The 24,520-nt window shown below is 41.1% G+C and carries 20 protein-coding genes; 5 read left to right on the top strand and 15 right to left on the bottom strand.

Annotated features, from left to right (window positions below; translation table 11 throughout):
• Positions 1–139: 139 nt before the first annotated feature.
• The 11 genes from AAHN97_RS22780 to AAHN97_RS22830 all read right to left on the bottom strand — a co-directional run bounded on the left by AAHN97_RS22780 (position 140) and on the right by AAHN97_RS22830 (position 13,707).
• Complete coding sequence (locus AAHN97_RS22780) at positions 140–2,554, bottom strand: hypothetical protein (protein WP_343304408.1); 2,415 nt, start codon at positions 2,552–2,554, stop codon at positions 140–142.
• 63 nt (positions 2,555–2,617) lie between these two features.
• Positions 2,618–3,805, bottom strand: a complete 1,188-nt coding sequence (locus tag AAHN97_RS22785; RefSeq protein WP_343304409.1) for a hypothetical protein — start codon at positions 3,803–3,805, stop codon at positions 2,618–2,620.
• Positions 3,806–3,807: 2 nt separating this feature from the next.
• Entirely contained in the window at positions 3,808–4,365 is a 558-nt protein-coding gene (locus AAHN97_RS22790; RefSeq protein WP_343304410.1) for a hypothetical protein, read from the bottom strand.
• 307 nt (positions 4,366–4,672) lie between these two features.
• A complete protein-coding gene (locus AAHN97_RS22795) occupies positions 4,673–7,072 on the bottom strand; it encodes a hypothetical protein (protein WP_343304411.1) in 2,400 nt (799 codons plus the stop codon).
• Between the two features lie 105 nt (positions 7,073–7,177).
• Positions 7,178–7,516, bottom strand: a complete 339-nt coding sequence (locus AAHN97_RS22800) for a hypothetical protein (RefSeq protein ID WP_343304412.1) — start codon at positions 7,514–7,516, stop codon at positions 7,178–7,180.
• 400 nt (positions 7,517–7,916) lie between these two features.
• A complete protein-coding gene (locus tag AAHN97_RS22805; RefSeq protein WP_343304413.1) occupies positions 7,917–10,091 on the bottom strand; it encodes an AAA family ATPase in 2,175 nt (724 codons plus the stop codon).
• Between the two features lie 804 nt (positions 10,092–10,895).
• Positions 10,896–11,420, bottom strand: coding sequence for a Crp/Fnr family transcriptional regulator (locus tag AAHN97_RS22810; RefSeq protein ID WP_343304415.1), 525 nt, complete (start codon positions 11,418–11,420; stop codon positions 10,896–10,898).
• 17 nt (positions 11,421–11,437) lie between these two features.
• Positions 11,438–12,055, bottom strand: coding sequence for a Crp/Fnr family transcriptional regulator (locus tag AAHN97_RS22815; RefSeq protein ID WP_343304416.1), 618 nt, complete (start codon positions 12,053–12,055; stop codon positions 11,438–11,440).
• An 18-nt stretch (positions 12,056–12,073) separates the two neighbouring features.
• On the bottom strand, positions 12,074–12,682 hold the full coding sequence (locus AAHN97_RS22820) for a hypothetical protein (RefSeq protein ID WP_343304417.1): 609 nt from the start codon (positions 12,680–12,682) through the stop codon (positions 12,074–12,076).
• 223 nt (positions 12,683–12,905) lie between these two features.
• Positions 12,906–13,076 carry a hypothetical protein gene (locus tag AAHN97_RS22825; protein ID WP_343304418.1) on the bottom strand — a complete coding sequence of 57 codons (171 nt, stop codon included), beginning with the start codon at positions 13,074–13,076 and terminating at the stop codon, positions 12,906–12,908.
• Positions 13,077–13,131: 55 nt separating this feature from the next.
• Positions 13,132–13,707 (bottom strand): DUF4468 domain-containing protein, encoded by a 576-nt coding sequence (locus tag AAHN97_RS22830; RefSeq protein ID WP_343304419.1) that lies wholly within the window; start codon positions 13,705–13,707, stop codon positions 13,132–13,134.
• Positions 13,708–14,089: 382 nt separating this feature from the next.
• Between AAHN97_RS22830 and AAHN97_RS22835 the strand changes: the two genes are divergently transcribed.
• Positions 14,090–14,662: a hypothetical protein gene (locus tag AAHN97_RS22835; RefSeq protein ID WP_343304421.1), complete on the top strand. Its 573-nt coding sequence runs from the start codon at positions 14,090–14,092 to the stop codon at positions 14,660–14,662.
• A gap of 114 nt (positions 14,663–14,776) precedes the next feature.
• Here the strand turns inward: AAHN97_RS22835 and AAHN97_RS22840 are convergent, their stop codons facing one another.
• Positions 14,777–17,464, bottom strand: a complete 2,688-nt coding sequence (locus AAHN97_RS22840; RefSeq protein ID WP_343304422.1) for a GH116 family glycosyl-hydrolase — start codon at positions 17,462–17,464, stop codon at positions 14,777–14,779.
• Positions 17,465–17,607: 143 nt separating this feature from the next.
• Here AAHN97_RS22840 and AAHN97_RS22845 point away from each other — a divergent pair, with 143 nt between their 5' ends.
• From AAHN97_RS22845 to AAHN97_RS22860, 4 genes are all read left to right on the top strand, one after another.
• Positions 17,608–19,176: a glycoside hydrolase family 28 protein gene (locus AAHN97_RS22845; protein WP_343304423.1), complete on the top strand. Its 1,569-nt coding sequence runs from the start codon at positions 17,608–17,610 to the stop codon at positions 19,174–19,176.
• A 965-nt stretch (positions 19,177–20,141) separates the two neighbouring features.
• Positions 20,142–20,630: a hypothetical protein gene (locus AAHN97_RS22850; protein ID WP_343304424.1), complete on the top strand. Its 489-nt coding sequence runs from the start codon at positions 20,142–20,144 to the stop codon at positions 20,628–20,630.
• Positions 20,631–20,637: 7 nt separating this feature from the next.
• Positions 20,638–21,153: a YdeI/OmpD-associated family protein gene (locus AAHN97_RS22855; RefSeq protein ID WP_343304426.1), complete on the top strand. Its 516-nt coding sequence runs from the start codon at positions 20,638–20,640 to the stop codon at positions 21,151–21,153.
• Between the two features lie 40 nt (positions 21,154–21,193).
• A complete protein-coding gene (locus tag AAHN97_RS22860; protein ID WP_343304427.1) occupies positions 21,194–21,886 on the top strand; it encodes a carboxypeptidase-like regulatory domain-containing protein in 693 nt (230 codons plus the stop codon).
• A gap of 46 nt (positions 21,887–21,932) precedes the next feature.
• Here AAHN97_RS22860 and AAHN97_RS22865 read toward each other — a convergent pair whose 3' ends face one another.
• The 3 genes from AAHN97_RS22865 to AAHN97_RS22875 all read right to left on the bottom strand — a co-directional run bounded on the left by AAHN97_RS22865 (position 21,933) and on the right by AAHN97_RS22875 (position 24,408).
• The gene (locus AAHN97_RS22865; RefSeq protein ID WP_343304428.1) at positions 21,933–23,093 is read right to left on the bottom strand and encodes an acyltransferase family protein; all 1,161 of its coding nucleotides are present in this window, start codon (positions 23,091–23,093) and stop codon (positions 21,933–21,935) included.
• 101 nt (positions 23,094–23,194) lie between these two features.
• Positions 23,195–23,731 carry an isopentenyl-diphosphate Delta-isomerase gene (idi, locus tag AAHN97_RS22870; protein ID WP_343304429.1) on the bottom strand — a complete coding sequence of 179 codons (537 nt, stop codon included), beginning with the start codon at positions 23,729–23,731 and terminating at the stop codon, positions 23,195–23,197.
• A gap of 176 nt (positions 23,732–23,907) precedes the next feature.
• Positions 23,908–24,408, bottom strand: a complete 501-nt coding sequence (locus tag AAHN97_RS22875; RefSeq protein ID WP_343304430.1) for an RNA polymerase sigma factor — start codon at positions 24,406–24,408, stop codon at positions 23,908–23,910.
• Positions 24,409–24,520: the final 112 nt, after the last annotated feature.

The raw sequence follows: 24,520 nt of genomic DNA on the forward strand, positions 1-24,520 counted from the left end.
GATTGAACAGAAATGGATGCCTTTCCTAAATGCTAACAGTGCATCCTTCAGCAAAGAAAACCGCGATTTTCTTGAACGAAAATACGGGAAAGTAACAAAGCAGGTCTAAGGACTTTCTTTGTTCCCTGTCCGGATCATTTCACCCCATTCTTCCATGCCGCCTGAAAGCTGAAACAAACTGATAAATGCAATAACCAGTAGCAACACGGCCAAAGAAATCCAGGAACATAGCAATGCTATTCAGCTTTTCTTCATCCGCTATAAAATCCATCTTATGCGATATATTGATGAATGAAAAGAAATTTCCCACAAAAAAATCCAACCCACTCCATGAAAAAGGTCTATCAGCATTAATACTGATAAAATATAAGGTATAAATAGAGAATAGTACGAAAAAAGAAAAGCCTAACGCCCTCTTCCAGCTTTCCCCATGGTTATTAGACATTTTATTGAGGCGAAAATTGAGCAGATTGAAAAAATCTTCGTTCCACCATTTACTAAAAGGCGTGCCTGTTCTTCCTGCATCTCTTAAAGACAATAAGCGCTCCTGGTTAGCCATGGCTTTTGAATGGTACCATGTTGACGTAACAACATCTCCCTGATTTGAAAATATTCTTTTCAATTGGTTATAAACAGAGATCTTCTGTTCGAAGTAAATCTCGTCCGGCAGATCATTTCCTGGTTTACTATTATAGATACCTATTTTATCCTTAGGAAGTTTAGCGCCATTGATAAATACTTCCAGCAGCCTGCTATCCTTATACTCAAAATTAAAACCAGTCAAATCACCTCCTGTAATTTCTGTTCTACCCAATGAACTGTTAACAATTCTAAAAAGTGGTTTTTTATGCCCTGCCAACATGCAGTCAGTTTTGATCTTTTCCAATTGCGTTTCATATGCACTTTCTTGCTTCTGCAACATTTCCCTTTTGAAATCATTAATGTCAGCTACCGAAGTAGAATCTTCCTTTTTGAGCATGTTTTCATTCACATATGCCAGGATAGAGGGCTGCCATATAAAAGGTTCCCTGGAAGTTCTTATGTTCCTAAATATAATCTGGCCCTGCACCAATAGTTCCTGTAATTGAGCAATATAGATCTTACTATTGGTGATGGACATTACCGCATCCTTCAATATAGAAGTCTTATGCAGATTGAGATAATTGATCATACAGGAATCAATGTATAATTCAACTTTTGTACCCGGCTGCCAGCTCAATTGATGCAAACAACAATTATAAAATTTCATAATACTTGCTGTAGCATTACGTAATAAGATATTACAATAATTGTCCCTTATATCCACTTTCTTTACATCTCCCTCATCAATTACAATGTCTCCGCTCTGGCTTTCGCCTTGAATTTCAAGCGATTCAAGATGACTGTTCCGGCAAACAGTAACAGGCCCGCTCAAGCTGCGGTTGTCAATTTCAATTGATCTGCACTTGCCAATATTGTCTAACGTTACCGATTCACACTGGCTGCTGTCATTTATGCAAATATGACTGGCCTCGCTACTATTCTCTATTAGAATAGAATCGCTTCGGCTATTCTGCGTAATAGTAATACGGCCACTCTGGCTTTTCCGATCGATATGGATATATCCACATCGGCTGTTTTCCTCAACTAATATTTGCTTGCATTCGCTTTCCTCGCAAATACGGATGTACTCACTTTGACTTCTGTTATCCAACCATATATTCTGACACCTGCTCTTACGCTCTATGTTAATGTAACCACATTGGCTATTGACATGCACCCAAATGGACCCGATCTCCCCATTTATCTCCGCCCTAATGTCTTTACATCTACCATTAGATACAATCGTAATGTTACCGCATCTTCCCTCATCACACAATTTTAGATCTCCAGCCTGGCATTTCTTCCCAATACTAATTTTCCCAACCACCCCTTTGTTACCGATCTTAAGATCCCCCATTTCACTATCATCATGAACATCTATATACTTGCATTCCCCCTTATAATAAATTTCAATATCCCCGCATTGGCTGTATGCATTTATACTGATACCGCCACATTCGCTGCTATTATTGATCTTAAGATTTCCTACCCGGCTATTTTTTCTAATGACAACGCCGTTGCTCCTGCCACTTCTATCGATATGGATGTACCCACACCGGCTGTTTTCAATCCTGATATTTCGCAGTTGGGAATCATCAACCATGACGCCATCATTTACATGCGTAGAAATAAATATCCAGTCATTCGTATAACTTCCTTTTAAAATTATGCCGGGAAGTATACAGTTAATGAAAATAAACGAAGGACTGTAGCTACTGCCCCTTAATCCATCCAACAATAAAGCAGCACTCATGCCAGACAAACAACGCACCCCTGTCACTACTATATAAAACTGATCATTCTCCAGCTTATAATCACCAAAAGCTACCCTGTCTTTAATTTCCATCCCCTTTTTCCGGTAGAACCAATCAGTCTGCATAAATGGTTCTCCCTTTGCAGCTTTAATAATTTCTTCGGCAGCAATCTCGTATTTGGCCTCAGGAGGCGTAAAAAATTCAGAATTCTTATCCATTTTATTGAGTTAAGGCACCATATAATAGTTTAATACCTAGTAAGCAGGGTCACTAAGTTGGTATTAAAACCGGGGCGCAGCAGCCCTTTTATGTTTTTCCAATTTATCCAGTAGTTTTTTAAACCAGTATCTGCATTTTTCAATGGTAGCCACATCTATTCTATCGTATTTGACTTTAAAACCAGGAGGGTTAATCGAATCCGGATCCTTTGTATTAAGGAACTTCGTTATAAACTCCATCACATCCTTTAAGGAAGTATTAGTGATAATCCCAGCATCAATATATAAACGTACCATCAACGCTAGTTCAGCCTCTGAAAGTGAAGTATTTAATTTAATCACCATCCTTGAGGAATCTATTATCATGCTATCCTTCTCATCAGTTTCTTTCTGTAAAGAAGAAGTGGTAATCTGGTTTAAACGATCATCCTTATTGCTCCCGCCTAAAAAATCTATCTTCCATATATTGAAATAACTATAAAATATATGACTGATATTTATACTCTTTCGTGCTCCCAATGCGTCAATAAGCCTGGATTGAATCTTGTCTGCAAAAAAATAATCTTTGCAATAGAGATACTCATAGAAATCCTTCACGGGAGCAGGAAATTTCCTGAAATCGCTGGATGACATTAACGCATTAAACGAATTTAAATGTAATACGGCTTTACTAACTAAAGACATTTCCGACAAAGCACTACTATTATACGATAAGGAGAAGTAAAGTGGTTTTTCGTTCAGCGCATCTTTTCCCTGGGAAATCCTTTTCAGATCATAGATAAATATTGCTAATAGAAACTCCTTCCAGTTGTTCCCGCAATCCAGCACCATATTCTTTTCTTCACACATTCGCCTCCAGAACTTTAATGAATTTAATGTGAACAAATAATTGGTATAGTAATCCTGCCTGTAAAGTTTTAGTATATCCCGTATGGCCGCATTTTCAGCAGGCAACATCTCCTCAAATAAAAAGGTATGTGCAATAATTTTATGAAATGTTTCAAACTTATCAATGACATGTTTCCCTTTCTCCGAAGGTTGCACAAATCCATTATAGAACTGAAGCAGTTGGTTCTCCAGTAGCTTGCTAACGACATTACCTATCACCAATTCCTCTATACCCATCTCAACACTCAGTTCTGCACATGTCGCCAGCCCCAATTTTTCAACCCAGGTAAGAACAGCTATGCTATTCTCATCCAAAACACTGTGAGGATAATCATTTAAGTTAAATTGCATCTTATTCTTCATAGCTATATTCTTTCATTTAAGAATTTAATTTCACCGATCCTTTTGACAGTCTCATATACTGTTGCTTCAACTATACCAAATTCACCTTCGCCCTTATAGGTAATGGCACTACCATAGGTACGCTGGGTTGAGCTTTCCAGCAGATTCTGAAAATCCCGGCCATAGTCGATTGTTGCGTCAAGGAAGATGATCATTTTTTTATTCAGCCTATTGTCGCTCATAAAATTATTGATCGCTATAATTGAAGCATATGTATTTGGCAGGGAAACGATCAGATCAAAAAGCTCTCCGTGCATTAGTTGCTGCGATCCTGCATCACCGGAGCTTTCTGCGTCCACCAATTCTTCACTAAACCTGGCGAGATGCCCCCTTTGCGTTAACACAGTTCTTATTTTTATCCGTAAGGAGGAAATGGCATCGATGGTTGAGGCAGAAGGCCCCCAGATCAATACTGAAACCGGGATGTCATTCACTATAGCCTCTTCTATTTTAGCCCTGTATCTTATCTCCTGGAGCATATTTAACTCCTCAGTGCGTCTTGATTTTTTTGGTGTATCCATAATTCAGAATATGATTTGTATCTCCTGATAATGCTTATATGATTAAATTATTTGCATAACGGGTGAAGAACAATCCATTTGAGAAAATATGCCGCAGATGAAGAATTATTTAGGTTAACAATTGATTTATAATTTAAGCATGAGCAGTCCGTTCCTGAATAAAGAGGGGCCTGATACATCCACTGTAAATTCATGTTTCCTCGTGTTTCCGTATTGAGAAGAACGTAATATGAATTAACAATTGATTTGCAATATTTTTTTTGACAGGTGTCCTTACTATATTAGGCTTGATAAGATTGTAAAATCCTCATTTCTTCCCATGCCGCCTGAAAGCAGCAATAAACTGATAAATACAATAACCAGTAGCCACACGTCCAAAAAAATCCAGGAACTTCGCCCATCCATTTAAAACTTCTTTCTCTACCATAAAATCGATCTTATGGGTAATATCCAGGAATGAAAAGAAGTTTCCTATAAAATCATCGATTCCGTCCAATGCAAAGGGTTTTTCAAAATTAATAGCAGTAAAGTATAAGGTATAGATTACAAGAAGTACTGAAAATGAAAAACATAGTGCCATACGCCAGCTTTCACCATGGTTATTGGAGATCTTATTGAGCCGGAAGTTGAACAGTTCAAAAGCCTCTTCGCTCCACCATTTATCAGCTTTCTCATGATACTGCAACGACAACAAACGCTGCTGATTAGCCATGGCTTTAGCGTGGTACCAGGTGGCTTCCACAACATCACCCTGGTTCTCAAAAATCCGTTTCAGCTGGTTATATACAGATATCTTCTGCTCAAAATAAACTCTGTCTGGCAAACGCCCTAAAGGTGTTCCATTATATATGTCTATCCTTTCCTTGGGCAATTGTGTTCCGCTAAAAAACACCTTCAGCAATTTACTGTCTCTATACTCAAAATTAAACTTAGTCAGATCACTGCCGGTAATTTCCGTTTCACCTAAAGAACAGTTAACAATTCTGAAAAGAGGTTTGATATGATCTTTCAATGAGGGGTCATTACTAAGTGCTTTAGTTTGCGTGTTGTATATTTCTTCTTGCCGCTGCAATAATTTCCCCTTGGCAATATAAATATCCCATATGATCTTACTATCATTTCTATTGGGTATATGCTTTTCAATATGGGATCTAACCTGTGGCTGCCAAATAAAAACATTCTGTGCTATCCCAATATTCCGAAAAATAAGCTGCCCCTGTACTATCAATCCTTGTAATCGGATAATATAAATTTGAGTATTAATAATTGAAACTACTGCATCCTTTAACAAGGACGTGCTAATCAGTTGAAAACAATTAATAGTACAACTGTTTATGTATAATTCAACCTTTGCACCAGCTTCCCAACTCAGACGGTCAATGTTACAACGAAACAGATGCATAAAAGATACATCGGCATTCCGGAAAAAAAAGCTGCAGCAATTGTCGTCAATTCTAATCCTATTGACTTTCCCCTGATCGATCAGAATATTTCCGCATTGGGCGTCATGAGAGATATAAAGGTCTTGCACATGGCTACCTGAAAAAATCATAATATATTCAGCCAAGCTATTATCAAAAACATCGATACGCTTACTTATACCATTACTTATGAGCCTTATTAACTGGCAATAACTATTCTGATAAATACCTATGGACATTGCAGTACTGTCGTCCTCCAGCATAATAGCCCCGCTTCCGCTGCCATTCTCCACCCGAATATCCCCTCCCTGACTATTATTACTTATTCTTATATCTCCGCATTTACTGTTCTCAGAAACTAAAATATCCTCCACCCGGCTTTTGTCAAAAATCCAGATATTCCCGGCCTCACTATTACTTCTAATTTTAATCGTTTCACAACTGCTATTATGGCTCACATTAATACTCCCACATTGGCTTTCTCCTTCTGTTAAAATGGATTTTATCCGGCCATTCATAACGCTTATATCTCCACATCGGCTCTTTCCATAGATGCTAACATTTCCACATTGGCCACTGCTATCCACCTTGATATTTTTAACCTTACAGTTAGCAGTAATCATCAAATCTTCAACCCGTCCTTCATTAAAAACCTCCAGATACCCAAATTCACAATTCTGTTCAACCGAAATAACGCCACATTTACTCTTATTATCGAACTTCATCAACGCACATTGGCTGGAGGCAATATGAATGCTGCCGTACTCGCTCTCATGATCAGCCCCAATATTACTCACCAGGCAATTTTCTCTTATTAGGAGGCCTTTACTTTTACTGCTTCTATTTATATGTAAGTATTCACACTGGCTACCTTGCTCAGCCCTCAGGTATCCAACCTGGCTCTGATCATCAACCACCATACCACAATTCACAAGCGTACGAATAAATATCCAGTCATCTGTAATACATCTAGTCAGAAAAATACCAGGAAGGATACAATCAGTGAAAATAAATGCAGGCTTATAATGAATTCCTTTCAATTCATTCAGGAATAAAGCAGTTTCGTTCTGGGATACACAATGCGTTTCCTGTAATATTAGGTAGTATTGCTCGTCCTTTAGCTGAAGATGATTAAACACTCCGTCCTCTTTTGGTTCTTTTCCAGTTTTACCATAACACCACTCAGACGGATTAAAAGCAACCCCTTTTGCAATTTCCGAAAATATTTCAACCGCTATTTCATGTTTAGTTTCGGGCATCGCCGGTGCCAGAATTGATTCCTCCATTAAACTAATTTTAACTTTTCAGTTCTTCCCATCAATCTTAAGGGTCCTCAAGGTACCCGGGATCTGGAAGCAGCTGATAAATACGGAATGGTTTCTAAGCCTCGTTTATAATTTCTCAAAGATGTTCTTTACATCAATCGCACTCCAGCTGTTATCAAAAGAATGAAGCACTACACCATCTATAGATCCATCCAACAGGTCTATTGTTTCCGTATACTGATTATAGGATAATACATACCTGCGGTCCTTCACATAGAACCATAACTTGTTACCAGCTCCGCGGCTTTTCTCTCCGCGGACTTTGATGTCTTCCGTGCCACGCCAAACAATGGCACCTGCAATAGTTAGGGCTACTTCATTTACATTTTTCGCATGATGGTTGGCTCTGTTCATAACGCCATTCAGGTATTCATTGAGCGCATTCATAGATTGGATTAAGATCATTTGGGTTGTAAGTTTTTAATCCCTATTTCAAAGGGATCGGGTGGTTGAATGTTATACTGTAGCTATAGCGGGTACATGTTAGCAGGTAAGCTGACTGGCAAAGGCGTATCCATAGGAACATAGAGTACTAGTAACGGGATAGCTTTCTCAACAAGAAGATTCAAATAATACATTAACAAAATAAGCATGTAATGATGTCATTGCTTTGAATAGTTAAGTTTCCCGGAGATCAGGAAACGGATGATTTGGTTGGTATTCATCATAAATAGTGATCGCTATTTATACTGCTACTTTCTTAAGACGGCATAAATTGTAGCATAGGGTGAAGATTTTCATGGGAAATATTACTGCATTAACATCTGATTAAGAAAAGAGGCCTTACAATGCACTCTTTTCCTTATCAATTCTTATGAACTTTTCTCATCATATTATAGTGTTCCTCTTGCTTCATCTTAACAAAGATCAGGTGGAAAACGCGCAAATACTTTTCAATACTTTCCGGCTCCGTATACACTACCAGATCATCGTTAATAAAGTGAGAGCCATCATTTATCCATGAAATAAGTGATTTGCAGATTATCTGTTCTTCTCCTTCAAACTCTTTAATAACGTCTTCGTATTTAAGACCGCCAAGGATATTGAAGTAATATTCCAGGATTCGCCGGAGGGTATTAAATATGGTAACCCTGTTTACATTCCCGAGATCATCCAGCTCTCTCCACAGTAATTCATAAGTTGTCTGAATAGGATTACTTTCATGCGAGATAATCCTGGTCTGATTATTTAGTTTTTGCACTAGCCAGTATTTCTCTTCGCTCAATTTCTTATCTCTGCTCCCCTTAAAAGTAACCTCTTTAAAAAAATATACATTATGCGTCAATATGAAGCATTGCTTTATTCCATCAATGCCTTCAGAAGCATACCTGATAATACTCTTAATCAGGTTACTTACAACAAACAAAATACTGCTGTCCAGACTGGAGACAGGATCATCTATCACTACAACTTTCTCTTTCGTTGATCCCGAACTGTCTGTACTACCTTTCAATAACTGATAGAAATAAAGGAATGTTATAAATGTGTATTCTCCCTCACTTAACGTATCCTTTGCTTCAGAGCCGTCCTCCCTGATTATCCTGTAATAGCCCTTTACATCAGCTTCTGCAAGCCTGAAGTTCGTAAAACCAAATAATGACAATATTTTGTTTATTTCATTTACAGTATGTGAAATGCTGGTAACCTGTTTTTCCTTTTCTGTGATCTCCGTTTCGAAGGCTTTCTTAGTAATTAACCTGTCCCTGATCCCGGTAGATATTTTCTCCTGAGCTTTTACATTATTGGCTTTTGCATCTCTGTACTGCGTCAGATCCACTTCCAGCTCAGCAACAATAAATCTCCAGATCTCTGCTTTTAGGGTATTTTTCTCCGTACCAATATTTTTCACCATCGAATTATTGGTTTCGATGGATTGAATATGTCCGTTTATAAGTACATGTATGTCTTTCAGAACATCTTCCAGCGAACCAAGTTTCACCGGGTTACTTGGGCTCTTGATCTTGCTGTCTATAATACTAACATTGTGTCTATATTGCTCTTCCAGCAGTCTGATCTTTTCACGAAGATCCCCAAAATCAATTATTCCGATTTCCCTCCCGGCAATTTCCTTCACAAACGATATCAAACCATCCACGTACGATATATAGGCACCTTTGAACTGGTTTAGTTCTTTTATCTTTCTATTATATGTTTCATCGAAAAAAGACTCTATTTCCACCTGCAGCTGAGAACTTATATACTGCTGGCAAAACGGACATTTGCCCTCTGACTTCTCCATATATCCAACCCCTTCCTTCACCCAATCACTATTATTCAGCTGCTTAATCAATCTCCCGATTTCAACATCTTCCTTCCCGATTATCTTGGCGGAAAGGATTTCAGCATTCTCCAATGCGCTGTACCTGGAATAATCAAATGGCCTAATAGGGGTATACTCCTGCAAAGATGTACTATATACCCTTTTACATTTATCCTTTATGCGTTCTTCATCTAACAGCTTCGTGGTATTGGAGACCTCCGCCAGACATTTATCAAAAAATGCCCTGGTACTTCCCATGAAACCCTTGTAAGCTTCTTTAAAAAACTCTTCATACTTCACTTTAACAGCCCAGGCTTTTTCCGCAGTTTCTTTGTCTTTGGCAGTCATTTCATCCTTCTTGCTCTCAAGAGTAGCGCTTAGTCCAAGAATACCCGTATTTAGCACTTCTATCTCTGTCCTTTTGTCGTCAATGAATTTTCGAGCTTCGGTGGCATCCTTTCCAAGGGTAAAAATCCCCTTTAAGGTAGTACCCTGGCCAAAATTCGCTTTAACAAAATCCCTGTTGTAGACCAGTGTTTCAAGAGGAGATGCTTTCCACTGTAGACCACAATCCCTGTAGGAAGCAGCATCTGCTATCACCTTAGACAGGGATGTTTTCCCGCTTCCATTATTACCGTAAAAATAATTAATCGGAGCTGGACTAATTTCAATCCGATTGGCATAACTCGCCGTTTTATGTATGGTTAGCTTTGTTATCATAATTTCAAATATTCCGGCCAATAGCCTCACCTAAACAAGAGTAGGTTAAAGGAAAAAAGGGTGAATAAAAAATAGTTATCCTAACTATGCAATCGATTTCTAAACATTTCATTAACTTATGCTGCCTTCTGTGAAATCATTCATCTTCACCGACCAATCCACATTTAACAATTTAAATCCGCTACTGCGGCCACATTTCATTGCTATCTTCGCATTTTGCAGAAGACACAGCTTAAGACAATATCTACGATGACCCTTATCGTTAAAAAGACCTAATTAGAAACGAGGAAAGTCTAATTACTACATTATGCAATTTTTACATGTTATTCCATTAGTTGTAAATCATTGACTGGTACTAACTATTAACGGCATAGCTATAGACACAATCCCTCCTTTACCAAGGAGACGGCAACCCATAACCAGCAATTGACTATTCACATCAAATTGAATGCGCCCATGTTAATTTATCTGAGCCAGCAGATCTGTCCTGTTGCTATTCGATCCCATGTGCAGGAAGGATATGCCAAGATGCACTATTCCATGTCTCATACGGCGGATATAGGATATCCATAAACCTTTACAAACCCAAAAGATCATATAACCCCATTGTTCATACTTTAACATTGTGCTGCCCATGAACATGCTAATTGAAAATCCGGATCTACTGAATGTTTCTATTCTTCCAGGCGTAATACCGTCTATGAAGGAATATGAAATACCAGTTGCTTCCGCTACTACTATAAAAGGAGATTTTGGAGTTATTCTTACACAACAGGTAACATTTGATCATTTCACTGTTCTTTATCATGTGCTGCAGATTAAACAGGATTTGAAATTTAGAGTGTTGGATGGTAATGCCGCATATATTCCTTTCCTCTTTGGGCTAAAAGGAACCATTAACCAAGAGCCATGTCTCTTTGAGGGGGAATGTAAACTTTTCTCCGTGCCACTGCTACTCTCCGGGATCAACTGCAGGTCCTCATAAGAAAGCCGCACACAAATGGTATCTTCCATCGCCACGATAAATTCCTTGCTGGGCTTTTGCGTATAAAAGCTGGTAACGCCAATTGCCACATCCCCGGTAACCATAAACCAGGCAGTAACATCTTTCCCTCTCTTTTCGAAATAAGCTCTCAATGCTCCACTGATCAAAAAATAACAATACCGGCATACTTCCCCTTTCTCAAGAACGATCTGATTCCTGAGAAACTTTACAATTTCCGCTTTGCTCCGGATCATGCGCTTTGCTTTAGGAGATACATACCCGGCCCGCCCTATACCTGCGAACAGGTTGTTATAAATTTCGTCTGAAATATCTTTAGGTTTCATGCAGATATACTATTGGGTTAATTACTATTGTTATTGAAGTATTCCTTCGCCTTTTTCACCTCCGGAAGCGTAAGGTCCAGAAATGAGCTCAGATAAACGTCCGGTATCCGGTCAAGACTTAGCTTCATATGACGTTGCATAAACTGATACCTGTTATCAGGGTCCATGTCTTCAAAAGCCCGCCTCACCAGCCCCACCTGGTTATAATGTATTAAATGCTTATGCAGCAAAGATTTCATTGCAGGGCTATTATCCTCCAGCCATTTTACATCCTCATGGAGGATCTTAACAACTACAAGGTCCTCCAGGGCAATCAGTGTATTACCGGCCGGTTTGTATTCAGCACCCAGAAATGTTTTGTACATGTCCATGCTATATGCATAGTCACCTGTGCTTCTGAACCATTTAACAACATTTCCTGCTTCTTTTTTCACATAACACATCATTATTCCACTAACGATGAAATAAGCATGAGTGGACTCCTGCTCTGCTTCATGAACCACTTCATTCTTTTTAAACTGGTCAATTTCAGATCGTCTCTCCAACTCCAGCATAATAGCTTCCGGTATCATTTCAATTTCCAGGAACGCAAAAAGTAACTGTAAATATGCCTCGTCGGGGTTGATTTTCTTCATAAAATGTGGGTTTTTAGATTATTGTTGTATACTTTCTCGAACTGTCTTCAATTCAGATAATGTAATGTCCAGGTAGGACGCCAGATAAATATCAGGCACCCTGCTTAAATCATAGGATACCCGCTTTTGCATCTGCTTATACCTATCCAAAGGTGCAAGCATGTGAATATGCGGGATCGCCTGATCCAATATCGAATGGGCTGTCATAAGGGTATTTACAATGAGTCCCATTTCTACGCTATTATCCTGCAACCAGTTAATATCTTCATGCCTGATCCGGATAACCAGCGTATCCTCCAATGCAACAAGGATATTACCGATCAGCCTGGGATCATAGCCAAACCTGAGTCTGAACATATCCATGCTATAAGCATAATCATTCTCAGCTCTTATCCATCTGACCAGGTTCCTGCTTTCATGCGAAGTATAACACATCACCAATCCGCTAATAATGAAATAGCTGTATTCAGATAACTGTTCACCGTCAGTGATCACATCATGCTGTTTGAATTCAATGGCAACAGATCGTTGTATGAAGTCCCGGACAAGCATAAGGAGTACGGGGAGAATTTCACGAAAGGTTTTGAATAATGTAGGATATGCATCCTCAGGGTCAAAGTTTTTCATCCGGTGGATTTTGGTTGCTAGATCAGGGATACAAATATGTTTGTATCGAATTATGGGGCTTAGGGGTTCAATTCGCTGAAGGAGCGAATGTAGGGAAAATTGGATATTTAGCAAAAAAGTTCAGCTCGGTTGGGTATGTATAAAGAACCTTCAGTCTATATAGACACTGTTCACAAATTCAACCTGTTCACTGACAGTGAACAGGCTGAATTTGTGAACAAGATTACAAAGCCTTCAGAAATTTCATGAAAGTATTGGCCTGTTCTTCTGTAGTGATTACCTCGGTTAAAGAAGAAGCATTTCCAGAAGCCACTTTAAATTTTAAATCCTTCTTCCCTTTAGATTTTGCCTTCTCTTTCAAAGCATTTATTTCCTGTAATAACTTCTGTCTCATAAATAAATGTTATCAAACAAATTAAAGTATGAAATTAATATTAATTCAAATGGGGTTACCAATCTTGTTTAACTTTTATATCCTCTTTCATATGATTAGTAATAGAGTTAATTATAGAAAGCAAATGGTTATTAATTTTTACAAAAAATTTCTGGGCATTCTTTTTCCTCCCCTTAGCGAACTCTTCAGGAGATACATCGAAAGATCCTCCAGAAATATAAGTTGTTCCAATAGTTGTCCCACTTGTTCTATACTTAAATCGAATATTTCCTATTTCATATCTATAGCGCCCATCTTTGAATTGAAGCTTAACAGTTTGGTATATATCAACTGCAATTATAGTCATAAATGTCGCTTCCCAATTTTCCTTGAAATATCCTTTTAGTACTATTTCTCCATTTTCTTTATCATCAAGCTGAATGACATCATTTGCAGATTTATAACTATCAACGACCCACCTTTTCCCTCTATCATATATAATGTTTCTATTTAGGCTATCTAATTTCTCAATGCCAATATACTTTACGCTTCCTTCAATTATCGGAAGAACATCAAGTAGGTATTGAGTAGTTGATTGTGACAAACAGTTTGTTGACATCACCAAAAAGAAAATAATAATGGTATTCTTCATAGTATGGATTTACAATATTATAATATTAAAGGGCGACAAACATGTTTATGCATTATCAAAACTAGTTGCTTACAAATATGCGTTTAAATTGTCTTATTAACTTTATAGCAGCGAGCTCCAATTTCTTAACCATTTGTTAATGACAGAAAAATACCATTGCTTTTCCTTTGAGAGAAAACGAATATAGAATAACATTGCCAATCGTCTTTTCCTTTGTGTTCGAGAGTAACATTTATCCCAACTAAGATTTATCGCCATCTAGCGAATGCATTTTATCTGTATAGTGGATTGTTCATGACTACAGACAAAATGTTTGCTACACACTTGCTCTGCAACGCTGTAGCACAATTTTCTTATCTATTACTCTCAAATTTAAATCCCTATGAGGAACAAGAAAAGGAAACAGAAGGAACTAAATGGCCCCAATGATATAAGATATATAAGATTATTAGGTATGCCTTCCTTTGAGGCGTTAACCAAAATTCCCAACGAGTTAGAAAAAACCATAGGAATTCCCATTCATGATTTTGGATCTGACGGAAATACCCAAATAGCCTCCACACAACCTAGTTCTATCTGGCTAATTATATCCTTAAGTTGCATTGCCTTGGTAAAATTGATTGGCGCAATCAGCTGGACTGTTGCAGTTATAAGAAAAAAGAGAGCGGAAGCTAAAATATTGGAAAATCACGCAAAAACATTGAACCTGAAAAATAACGCCTTGCTGATGCTAATAGAAGCACAAAAAAAACAAATATCAAACATGCTGACCGCTGAAGCACAAACCATTCAATCAAGTCATTATTCTCACAATGACCCAGAAGTATTGGCCAGACTCAAACTTTCTTTAAATATAATGGCTGATTTGATAGACAGAGGTACAAAGATAACTACACCCTCCAGCGATGAAAAATTAACACAGAAGTTTCCAGATTTCACTAAGACCAAACTTTAGAGAATCGACCGTTAAGCAATAAACGAACACACAGCAACTATTGATTCATCCTTCCTGGGACTAGCAGAAAAGGAATGATACAAACAGATATGGCAACAAAAACAACAAATACTCCTATGAAACCTTCACCCCCAACACCCCCTCAACCCGCAACCTCTCAGAAAAAACGATATCTATCTTACCATCCTTCTGCGAAAAAGCAGCGGCTACCGCCTTCCCATCCAAAGTCACAGATACCTTGCGCACAGCAAACCCAACAGCTAACGCAATCCGCTGAAGATCCAAATGCCCATAGCCAACAGAAAGCTCCGAGGCTAAAGAAACCGCAGAACTCTTCTGCGAATAAGTCCCCCAACCCTCAGCAGCCGTAAACGGAGCTTTAAAGTCTGAGGCAGAAATTCGCGGAGCAAAAGAGATAAACCCAGAAGGCCCATGATACTCAAACCCACAAGCCGTAATAAAAGTCCCATAACTCGCCATGGCACGAGCATAGTGATCACTGCACTCAATCTCATTGAAGGGATTCCGCTTGGCTGCATGGTATCTGTCATGCACAGCACGCGTAAGAACCAATGCTTCCTGAATCATGCCCTCAGCCATCATATGCGCAGCCACCTGATGCTCAAAGCCACTCATGCATTCATGGAAGTATCCCAGCTGCCAGGTAACACTTTCCCCATAAGGCTTAGGCTCATTAGCCGGATTCGTATTCATGATCATCCCTCCCTCACCAGCAAGCGCATAAGGCCGGCCACCTTTATGTGTTTTGATATAAGGCCCTACATCCGGCGTGAAATTATACTTCCAGAGTGCCTTTAATGCTGAAATAGTTTGAGATTTATCCAGCACTCTCCCCAACCCAACCTGGTGAGCCCAGGCTTGCCCATATACCTGATCAATATGACTGGTATTATAAGAACCTAATTTCTGACGGCCAAGAACGGCATCCGGCCGATGAATAAAGTACTTCCCGTTGAATAGCCTGGATTCCATATTCCCCCGGCCCAAAGCAACATACTTAGCACAAAGAGCAGCAAATGCAGCATCGTTCATTTCAAGTGCCATCACCTCACCCGCACGTACAGCAGCAATGCACAATCCTACAATCCATGCGATCTCCCCATCCCATACAGCATCGAGGGTATTCTCCAAAGGTGTATCCTCCATGCCATCCCCATTTTTATCCTGGTTAAAAATGAAGGTGATCGCTTTTTTAATAGAAGCCCAGTTGCGTTTTAAGAAAGAAGAGTCTGCAGACATCGTATGCTCCCTGTAAAACCGAAGCACGGTACCCGCCTGTCCATCAATAGCAGGATGTTTCGCATTCTCTGCCCGGAACCAGATCATCCCGGTTTCAGGAACAAAGCCAACCCCGAGATCTACTCTCTCCCGCAGATCTTTCTCAATGGAAGGGAATATCCGCCCCATGGCTTGTGCATATTGCCAAACATGCGTACAGGTACCCTCACAAGCTCCCACACCTTCCCATGCCCAGAAACGCCCGGTCGCAAAACGGTGTGCAGTTGTAGTAGCAAGACAAGAGATATTCACAAACGTCCGCTCCATGAACCACCAGGGCAGTGTACTATCATACCAGGTACGATGCCAGGCAAGCGTTTTAGAAGAGAGGTAATTGAAATGTTTAGCGATATATTCAGCAACAGAAAGAGCATCCTTGAAAGTGGCAGCATAATAATTACCGGAAGTTGCATCGGTTACCAGTTTTTCCAATGTACCGGCGTTTTTGAAATGCCAGGCAATAATAAAAGTCGTAGTAGCAGAAGCCTTCGGAGCAATATTCCGGTAAACATGCAATGCCCCCGTAAGCTGAGCTCTTGTAGCAGTCTCATGGGAATAGGCAACAGTAGAAGAAGCATGCCTGAAATCATTAACAGCAACAGCAGCAGCATCCAGTACTGCAAAACACATTGTACCGGCATCTCTGTCCGCAGAAGGAACAGTATAAGAAGAATGGATAGCCGTAATAGCAGTATCCCACTCTTTTTGCTGCAGGTAGCCATTGCCAGAAGAAACACTATTCCGCACAATTTCATTCCGGCGAAAATCCCCGCTATCCGTAAACTTCCGCACGCCGTTCTCCAGCCACCCGAGTATCTTAACTTCCAGCGCAGCTCCCGAGACATTCCGCACAGAAAAAGAAAACACCGTAGCCGGCAACCCTGAATTATCCGCATCCAGCGGAATAAAAGGAGAGTAAGCCTTCATCTCCACAGCCACCGGAAAGGAAGGATCAGCATAAGTAACCGTAGCCACCGGATAAGTAGCTTCAAATGTAACCTCCTTCCAATCTTCCGCACGTAATTGTTTAACAGTAGCAACACCATTCACCAATACCTCCACAGAAAACCCCTGATCTAAAATAAATTTCGAAGAAGCCACAGTAGGTGCAATATAATTCGCCCCATCCCTGGAACGCACTTTCGCCCCTTCATGCAAAGCATCCGGCCATGGGATCTGCCGGGGATCAACCCCTTCCTGGTTTTCATTGAAAATATCCCATAACCACAAACGCCCATCTCCCCCAAGATACAAAGTACCACAACCGATCCCGCCCACCGGCATGCCGATGTATTTTAACTCATCGCGGCTTTTAGTATAAGTAGTAGCTTTACCTCGCTGATACAAAGAACGCACCCAACGGGGATCAAGGTTTTTAGAAACCGGAATATTATGCGGCGCAGATTGAAAACCGCCGATACCGGAAGCCGGTAATTTACTGAGTAGAAAGCCGGATGCCATGATGCCCATGTTCCGGAGAAAATGCCTGCGTGGAAGAGCCATAAGTAGAATTTACATACAAACTTTCCTAAAATACTATTTCCGGACCGTAGTTCATAAATCGCACAGGATCATACAAGTAATGGACAAAATACTATCGGCTTATGAAACATCTTTTAGCGTAATTGTAAACACAATTCCACATTATGAAAGAGATCTCCCGCCGCAAATGGTTGGGCGTATTCACTACTGCTGCCGTAGGCGCAGGTGTACTGAATACTTCCAGCGCCAGCGCTGCTGACAAAGCAAAAACAGACACCTTTAACATCAAAGATTATGGTGCCATCGGGGACGGTAAAACCCTGAACACCAAAGCCATCCAGAAAGCCATCGATGCCTGCCACCAGCAAAACGGCGGCACAGTTATTATTCCTGCAGGTGTGTTTATCTGCTCCACGCTGGAGTTGAAATCCAACGTTACACTGCATGTAACTGCCGGAGGGAAATTGCTCGGAAGCCCCAAACGCGAAGATTACACCGCAGGTAAAGGTGTACCGCCAGGCAATGGTAACATTGTATTTCTCTATGCCGTGAACGCCAGCAATGTTTCCATAGAAGGGAAAGGTATCATAGACGGAAACGGCCTCGCCTTCTATAATGGTAAAGGGGATAATACCGGCCCTGGGCAAAGAGGCATCGGCGGAAACTTCGATCGCCCGCACCTCGCTGTATTCTATCAGTGTACAGATCTTACACTTAGAGACACAAAACTACTCGCCAGTGCTTATCACTGCGTAAGGTTACTCCAGTGTAAACATATACACATAGACGGCATCTACATTTACAACCGCGTCAACAAAAACAACGATGGTTTCCATTTCAACAGTTGTGAATACGTACACATGATCAACTGTGATGTGCTCTGCCAGGATGATGCCTGCGCGCTTTTTGGCAGCAATAAATTTGTGACCATCACCAATTGTTCCTTCAGTACCCGCTGGGCCATTTTCCGTTTCGGAGGAGGCCAGAGCCAGAACATCACCATCACCAACTGCCTGATCTATGAAACCTATGGCTGTGCCATTAAGATCGGCGCAGGAAAGGCAGGTATAGAAAACCTTAATTTCTCCAATATCACCATGCGGAATGTAACCGGCCCCATTGGTATTGGATTCAGCGGAGGGGAAGGGGCTTTTATCAGGAATGTGACTTTTTCCAACATACGCGCCACAGTAGTAGCACAACCCGTTCCGCATCCGGATATTCATTTTGAGTTGAACTTTAAAGAAGGAGAGAAGAATTCCTGTATCACCTTGAATGCCATGGGTTCGCATTATTTAGAGAACATCTCCTTTACAGATGTACATGTAAAATATGCCGGCGGTGGCACAGCAGAACAGGCAAAAAAGGTAGTACCGGAAATAGCCGCGGAATATTTCGGGGTTTGGGACCCGCTCCCCGGAGGCCCTCCTGCTTATGGTTTATATGCCCGGAATGTAAAAGGCCTCACTTTGCAGAATGTACGTTTTGAACATGAATTGCCGGAAGCAAGGCCGGCCATAATACTTGATAATGTGGAAGATGCAGCCATTAATGGTTTAAGTATCCAGGGTACTGAAGCAGATGCAGCCATCAGGTGTATCAATTCTAAAGACATTCTTATTACGGCGGCCAGGTTACTAACACCTGCAAATAAATTCCTTCAAACAATTGGAGATCAATGCCGCAATATAAAAGTAGAAGGAGGAGATCTGTCAAAAGAAAAGGGCGCTTAGAAAAGCGCCCTCAAGTATTTTTAACCATATCCTATGAAAAACCTGATACAAAGATAGGCATGCCAACCACATCTGCTAAAACGTTTTTGTAAACGATCGTTTTTATCCGGTAAACGTATGGATATCGATGATGTTAACTGAAAATTTACAAGTGCTTAATGTATGGGCATAAAAAAAGAGCGCTTAGAAAAGCGCCCTCAAGTATTTTTAACCATATCCTATGAAAAACCTGATGCAAAGATAGGCATGCCAACCATATCTGCTAAAACGTTTTTGTAAACGGTCGTTTTTATCCGGTAAACGTATGGATATCGATGATGTTAACTAAAAAATTACAAGCGTAAGAAGGATACCTAACATATACGTGTCGCTGAAGTATGGGCATAAAAAAAGAGCACTTAGAAAAGCGCTCTCAAGTATTTTTAACCATATCCTATGAAAAACCTGATGCAAAGATAGGTACGTAAACCATAATACCACAAGGCATTTCGCCAACGATGTGATTTACTCCGTAAACGTATAGGTATTGATGTTATTAACTGAAAATTTACAAGCGTAGTAATGTATGGGCATAAAAAAAGAGCGCTTAGAAAAGCGCCCTCAAGTATTTTTTAACCATATCCTATGAAAAACCTGATGCAAAGATAGGCGCGCAAATCACATTTGCAGAACCCTTTTTGTAAACGGTCGTTTTTTCCCGGTAAACGTATGCATATCGATGATGTTAACTGAAAATTTACAAGCGTAATGTGGCAACGTATAGGCATAAAAAAAGAGCGCTTAGAAAAGCGCCCTCAAGTATTTTTAACCATATCCTATGAAAAACCGATGCAAAGATAGGAACGCATCTCACATCCGCACACACAACTTTGCGAATGGCGGTTTTTAGCTGGTAAACGTATGGAAAATGGCCTTGTTAACGAAAAAATAACACGCCGGGTTTTAAAACCCCTAAATTTGTACCCATGAAAAAGCTCCCCATACTGCTCCTGGCCACCCTCATGCTTTTTAGCGCTTGTGGCTCATTAGAAGGAACTTACATCACCGTACCGCCCCTCAACAAAAAGAAGAAAAAGCAAAAAATACACCCCAGCATCAATTTTTCCGATGCCATTAAACGCTACCGGAAAGAAAGAGGGTTCTTCCCCCAGGATATGCAATCATTTGAATATTATAGCGATTATACCCGCAACGCCATGCAAAGCATGCGCGAACTCGGCTTTACCAACCTCAGCATCTCCTACCTCTACCTGGATTCCCTGGTGATAGACTTCGCCCATACCCCCATCTATACCCAAAAGATCAACCGCTCAGATTTTAGCATAGATCTCGCCGGCCAGCTCATTTATACCAAAAGAGGTGATAGTTTTGTGGAATACAGGGTGTTCGACAAACGTAAAGGCAAAGTAGGTTACGCCTACCACCAGGATACCACTACTTATTACCGCCGTTAATGTTAATATGATCAAATTCACCGCCATACTGAAGAAACTGGGCCAACAGGGGGAAAAGACCGGCTGGACGATCATCGAAGTACCTTTCGCCATCGCCAACAAGATCAAACCCAACACAAAGAAGTCCTACCGCGTAAAAGGTTTCCTGGATAGCTACCCTATTGAACAGGTAGCACTTGTACCCATGGGGGAAGGGGATTTTATCATCGCCGTAAACGCCACCATGCGCAAAGGCATTGGTAAACGCCAGGGCGCATCTGTAAAAGTGCAGTTGGAAGAAGATAAGGTAGGTTATGTGATGAACGCGGATTTCATGGCCTGTATGGAAGACGACCCTAAAGCCATGGCTTTCTTCAAAACCCTCGCTCCCGGGCACCAGCGTTATTTCTCCAAATGGATAGACAGCGCCAAAACAGAAGAAACGAAAGCCAAACGGATCGCCCAAACCATCAACGCCATGCTCAAAAACATGGGTTATTCTGAAATGATCCGTGCGCTTAAAGCGGAGAAAGACAAGTATTAACTTTTTCTTAGAACTAAACTGGATATCTTGTACATACCCTATGTACAGGCTCCTCTTGATAATATTATGCTGCTTTCAGCTCAGCGCCTCCGCACAAACCGTGCGGGGAAATATCATGGGCAAAGATTCCCTTCCCCTGGCAGGCGTATTCATTCAGAACATTCAATCCAAAATATACACCGTATCTAACGGGGACGGCTACTTTAGCATTTCCGCAAGCCCCCTGGATACCCTGTTCTTTAAAGCGCCGGGGCATATTCCCATTTCCTTCCGGGCCATCTCTCTGCCGGCCATCATTTATTTACCCGGAGAGATCGTACAACTCGCCGGTGTGGAGATTATAAAAAAAACACACCGGGCAGATTCCATAGCCCTGCGTGAGAACTACGGGAAGAACTTTAATTTTCGCAGGCCTAAATTTCAGGAGGTAGTAATATTGGGCTTCCCGGGAATAGCCCTGAACATCCATCAATTCTACAGGGCCTTGAAGTTGAAGCACAACAAACAACAAATGACCTTCAAACGGCGCTTACAGGAATATGAACAGGAAAAATACGTAACCCAGTTCTTTACACCGGAACTGGTGAACAGGTATTCCGGTCTGGAAGGAGACAGTCTCAAACAATTCATGCTGCACCACCCGCCCAGCTACCAGTTCATGAAAGACGCCTCCACTTATGATCTGCTACTCTACATCAAGCAGGCCGCTGCAACTTTCCGGAAAGGAGGATAGCAAACCCTCGTTCCCATTACTCAAGCTTTCTCTTTTAACGCCCTCATCACTTACTTACCACCACCTCCGGCGTTTTTTCCGCCGTATCGGAACTATTCACCGCACTGTAATTATGCTTCAGCACCAGGAACCGTTTTTCAAAGAATTGATAGGAAACATACGCCACCAGAACACTCCCGCCCATCACCAGCACCGTCAGCAACACATACTTCCAGTTATTCTCAATCGGCAACAGCTCCAACACCTTCGTCACCGCAAAGATCACCAGCATATGGTACACATAGATCCCAAAGGAGATCTTCCCCAGGAAATTACATAAGGGGTTATCCAGGTTAACGATCCTGTTTTTACGGGTCACCTGTGCGATAATGAGAAAAAGTGTCACCACACTCACTATCTCATGGTCCAGTACAGAAGCAATATGGAACCTGTTCGCAATAATAAAAAGGATCACACCCCAGCAAATGATCTGCGTAAACAAATTGGTGGCCAGGGAGATCAGCCGGCCATTATTCATATAAAAGAAGATAGCCCCCACCGCCCCGATCATCATACATTGAAACCGGGTGATAGACAAAGCAATATAAGGGGTATCAATCCCCAGCCGGGTAGACAGTTGCCAGAACACCATTTTCAGGATGATCAGCCCAACGGTTAAACCCACCGCCCATTTCAGCAAGCGGGAATTCTCCTGTTTTGCGATCCAGGGCCAGAAAGCATAGAACTGCTCTTCCACCCCCAGGCTCCAGTAATGCCCCAGCAGCAAGGGAATATTAATTCCTTTCACGATCAGCGGAACATTCGCTACCATAAATATGTAGAACGATAGGGAAGTCCAGTCCCTGGGCATGGCCAATGCAAACATCACGATCAGGCAGATCACCAGGTATAAATAATATAAAGGCCAGATCCGCAGGATCCTCCGCACATAAAAATGTTTGATGTTCACCGGCTGCAGTTCCTTTTCCTTCAGCAGCAGGAAAGTAATGAGGAACCCGCTCAGCACAAAAAAGATAGTTACCCCATAAGCCGCTAATTGCAGTCCCTTGGCCTCCCCGTTAGGTTCAGTACCAAGTATGTGAGGGTTCAATCCAAATTCAGTGATAGCGCTGATAATGATGTGGGAGATCACCACACCCGTGGCCGCTAAGGCCCGGAAACCGTTCAGGCCGGAGAGGTGAACGGCCTTTTGTGTAGAAATTGACATAGTAAATATGGTTATCGGTAGATATGGTTATGGCACAGGAACAATAGCAAAAAACGTGCAGGGGTTTTCCAGGGTGATCAGATCAACGATCGCTATCCCCCTCAAAAGGTATTAATTCCCTTCTCTTCTTCAATAAACGCCGCAATCTTCGGAAACGCCAGGTGGAACCAATGCGTAAAAGTATCCGGCTCCTCCTCCAGTAACTGCCGGATAACATCCAGCGATAAATACCGGGTAGCCTGTACTTCTGCCGCATCAGGTAATACAGCCCCATTATATTCACCAAAGAACACATGGTCAAACTCATGCTCGGTAAGGCCGTTATCAAACTCTGCCCGGTAAGTGAAACTGAAGATCTCTTTGAGTGCACAATCAAATCCCATCTCCTCCATCAACCTTCTGTGCGCAGCAGCCAGGTCATCTTCCCCCGGCAAAGGATGACTGCAACAGGTATTTGTCCAAAGCCCGCCGGAATGATATTTATCCTGCGCCCTTTGCTGCAACAGCATTTCGCCCTTTGTGTTCACCACAAAAACAGAAAATGCACGATGTAATAAACCTTTCTGATGCGCCTCAAGCTTCTCCATGGTGCCAACAGGTTCGTCCTGCTCGTTCACCAAAATAACGGGTGGTAACATTTTGGAAGGAATGGTTAGGCCATAAAAGTAAAGCCGTTTTTTTAATTCCGCTCAAAAAATTACACAGTTCCCCCTTTTGCCGGAAAACCCGGAAAAGGCATATGTTGGTCAGGGATGGTGGAAAGGAGAGTATGGGTTAAAACGAAGATCGGGTTACATTTCTCTTATAACATTTTTTAATAACGGGAAACTTGGGCCTTCAACATTTTACGGGCGAAGTGGATACGGCTTTTAATGGTGCCTAATGGCTCTTCCAGGATATCTGCTATTTCAAAGTACTTAAATCCGTCCAGGTATAACACAAACGGTTTCTTAAATATAACCGGTAAATGGTGTACGGAGGCCTGAATGTCTTTCACCCGTAATCCACTTTCTGCCTGGTTACCAATAATTACCTGCTGGGTGTTCAACAAAAAGTCATTGGAAGAATTATCAAAACAGAGGTGTTGTTTTGATTTTCGCCGGTAATTATTAATAAAGATATTCCGCATGATCGTGTACAGCCAGGCCCGGATATTGGTGCCGGCAAGGTATTTCTCCTGGTTGGATAAGGCTCTGAACATGGTTTCCTGGTAAAGGTCCTTCGCGGATTCGGGATCTTTGGTTAAAGTAATGGCAAACGGTTTCAGAAAGTCAGCATTGCTGAGCAATAGGGTGTTAAATTCAGCGGATGACATATTGTTTAAGTTTTGTTATACTAATTTAAACAAAAAAAGACGTTACTCCAAACAATTTGAACGATTATTTTTCGTTGCACAGCTAAATTATACATGATTAACAATTTCATAA

Source organism: Chitinophaga niabensis (assembly GCF_039545795.1).
Lineage (GTDB): Bacteria > Bacteroidota > Bacteroidia > Chitinophagales > Chitinophagaceae > Chitinophaga > Chitinophaga niabensis_B.

Excerpts from the sequence above, each read along its gene's own strand:
- AAHN97_RS22780 (WP_343304408.1), bottom strand. The coding sequence starts at position 2,554 with ATGGATAAGAATTCTGAATTTTTTACGCCTCCTGAGGCCAAATACGAG.
- AAHN97_RS22785 (WP_343304409.1), bottom strand. The coding sequence starts at position 3,805 with ATGAAGAATAAGATGCAATTTAACTTAAATGATTATCCTCACAGTGTT.
- AAHN97_RS22790 (WP_343304410.1), bottom strand. The coding sequence starts at position 4,365 with ATGGATACACCAAAAAAATCAAGACGCACTGAGGAGTTAAATATGCTC.
- AAHN97_RS22795 (WP_343304411.1), bottom strand. The coding sequence starts at position 7,072 with ATGGAGGAATCAATTCTGGCACCGGCGATGCCCGAAACTAAACATGAA.
- AAHN97_RS22800 (WP_343304412.1), bottom strand. The coding sequence starts at position 7,516 with ATGATCTTAATCCAATCTATGAATGCGCTCAATGAATACCTGAATGGC.
- AAHN97_RS22805 (WP_343304413.1), bottom strand. The coding sequence starts at position 10,091 with ATGATAACAAAGCTAACCATACATAAAACGGCGAGTTATGCCAATCGG.
- AAHN97_RS22810 (WP_343304415.1), bottom strand. The coding sequence starts at position 11,420 with ATGAAACCTAAAGATATTTCAGACGAAATTTATAACAACCTGTTCGCA.
- AAHN97_RS22815 (WP_343304416.1), bottom strand. The coding sequence starts at position 12,055 with ATGAAGAAAATCAACCCCGACGAGGCATATTTACAGTTACTTTTTGCG.
- AAHN97_RS22820 (WP_343304417.1), bottom strand. The coding sequence starts at position 12,682 with ATGAAAAACTTTGACCCTGAGGATGCATATCCTACATTATTCAAAACC.
- AAHN97_RS22825 (WP_343304418.1), bottom strand. The coding sequence starts at position 13,076 with ATGAGACAGAAGTTATTACAGGAAATAAATGCTTTGAAAGAGAAGGCA.
- AAHN97_RS22830 (WP_343304419.1), bottom strand. The coding sequence starts at position 13,707 with ATGAAGAATACCATTATTATTTTCTTTTTGGTGATGTCAACAAACTGT.
- AAHN97_RS22835 (WP_343304421.1), top strand. The coding sequence starts at position 14,090 with ATGAGGAACAAGAAAAGGAAACAGAAGGAACTAAATGGCCCCAATGAT.
- AAHN97_RS22840 (WP_343304422.1), bottom strand. The coding sequence starts at position 17,464 with ATGGCTCTTCCACGCAGGCATTTTCTCCGGAACATGGGCATCATGGCA.
- AAHN97_RS22845 (WP_343304423.1), top strand. The coding sequence starts at position 17,608 with ATGAAAGAGATCTCCCGCCGCAAATGGTTGGGCGTATTCACTACTGCT.
- AAHN97_RS22850 (WP_343304424.1), top strand. The coding sequence starts at position 20,142 with ATGAAAAAGCTCCCCATACTGCTCCTGGCCACCCTCATGCTTTTTAGC.
- AAHN97_RS22855 (WP_343304426.1), top strand. The coding sequence starts at position 20,638 with ATGATCAAATTCACCGCCATACTGAAGAAACTGGGCCAACAGGGGGAA.
- AAHN97_RS22860 (WP_343304427.1), top strand. The coding sequence starts at position 21,194 with ATGTACAGGCTCCTCTTGATAATATTATGCTGCTTTCAGCTCAGCGCC.
- AAHN97_RS22865 (WP_343304428.1), bottom strand. The coding sequence starts at position 23,093 with ATGTCAATTTCTACACAAAAGGCCGTTCACCTCTCCGGCCTGAACGGT.
- idi (WP_343304429.1), bottom strand. The coding sequence starts at position 23,731 with ATGTTACCACCCGTTATTTTGGTGAACGAGCAGGACGAACCTGTTGGC.
- AAHN97_RS22875 (WP_343304430.1), bottom strand. The coding sequence starts at position 24,408 with ATGTCATCCGCTGAATTTAACACCCTATTGCTCAGCAATGCTGACTTT.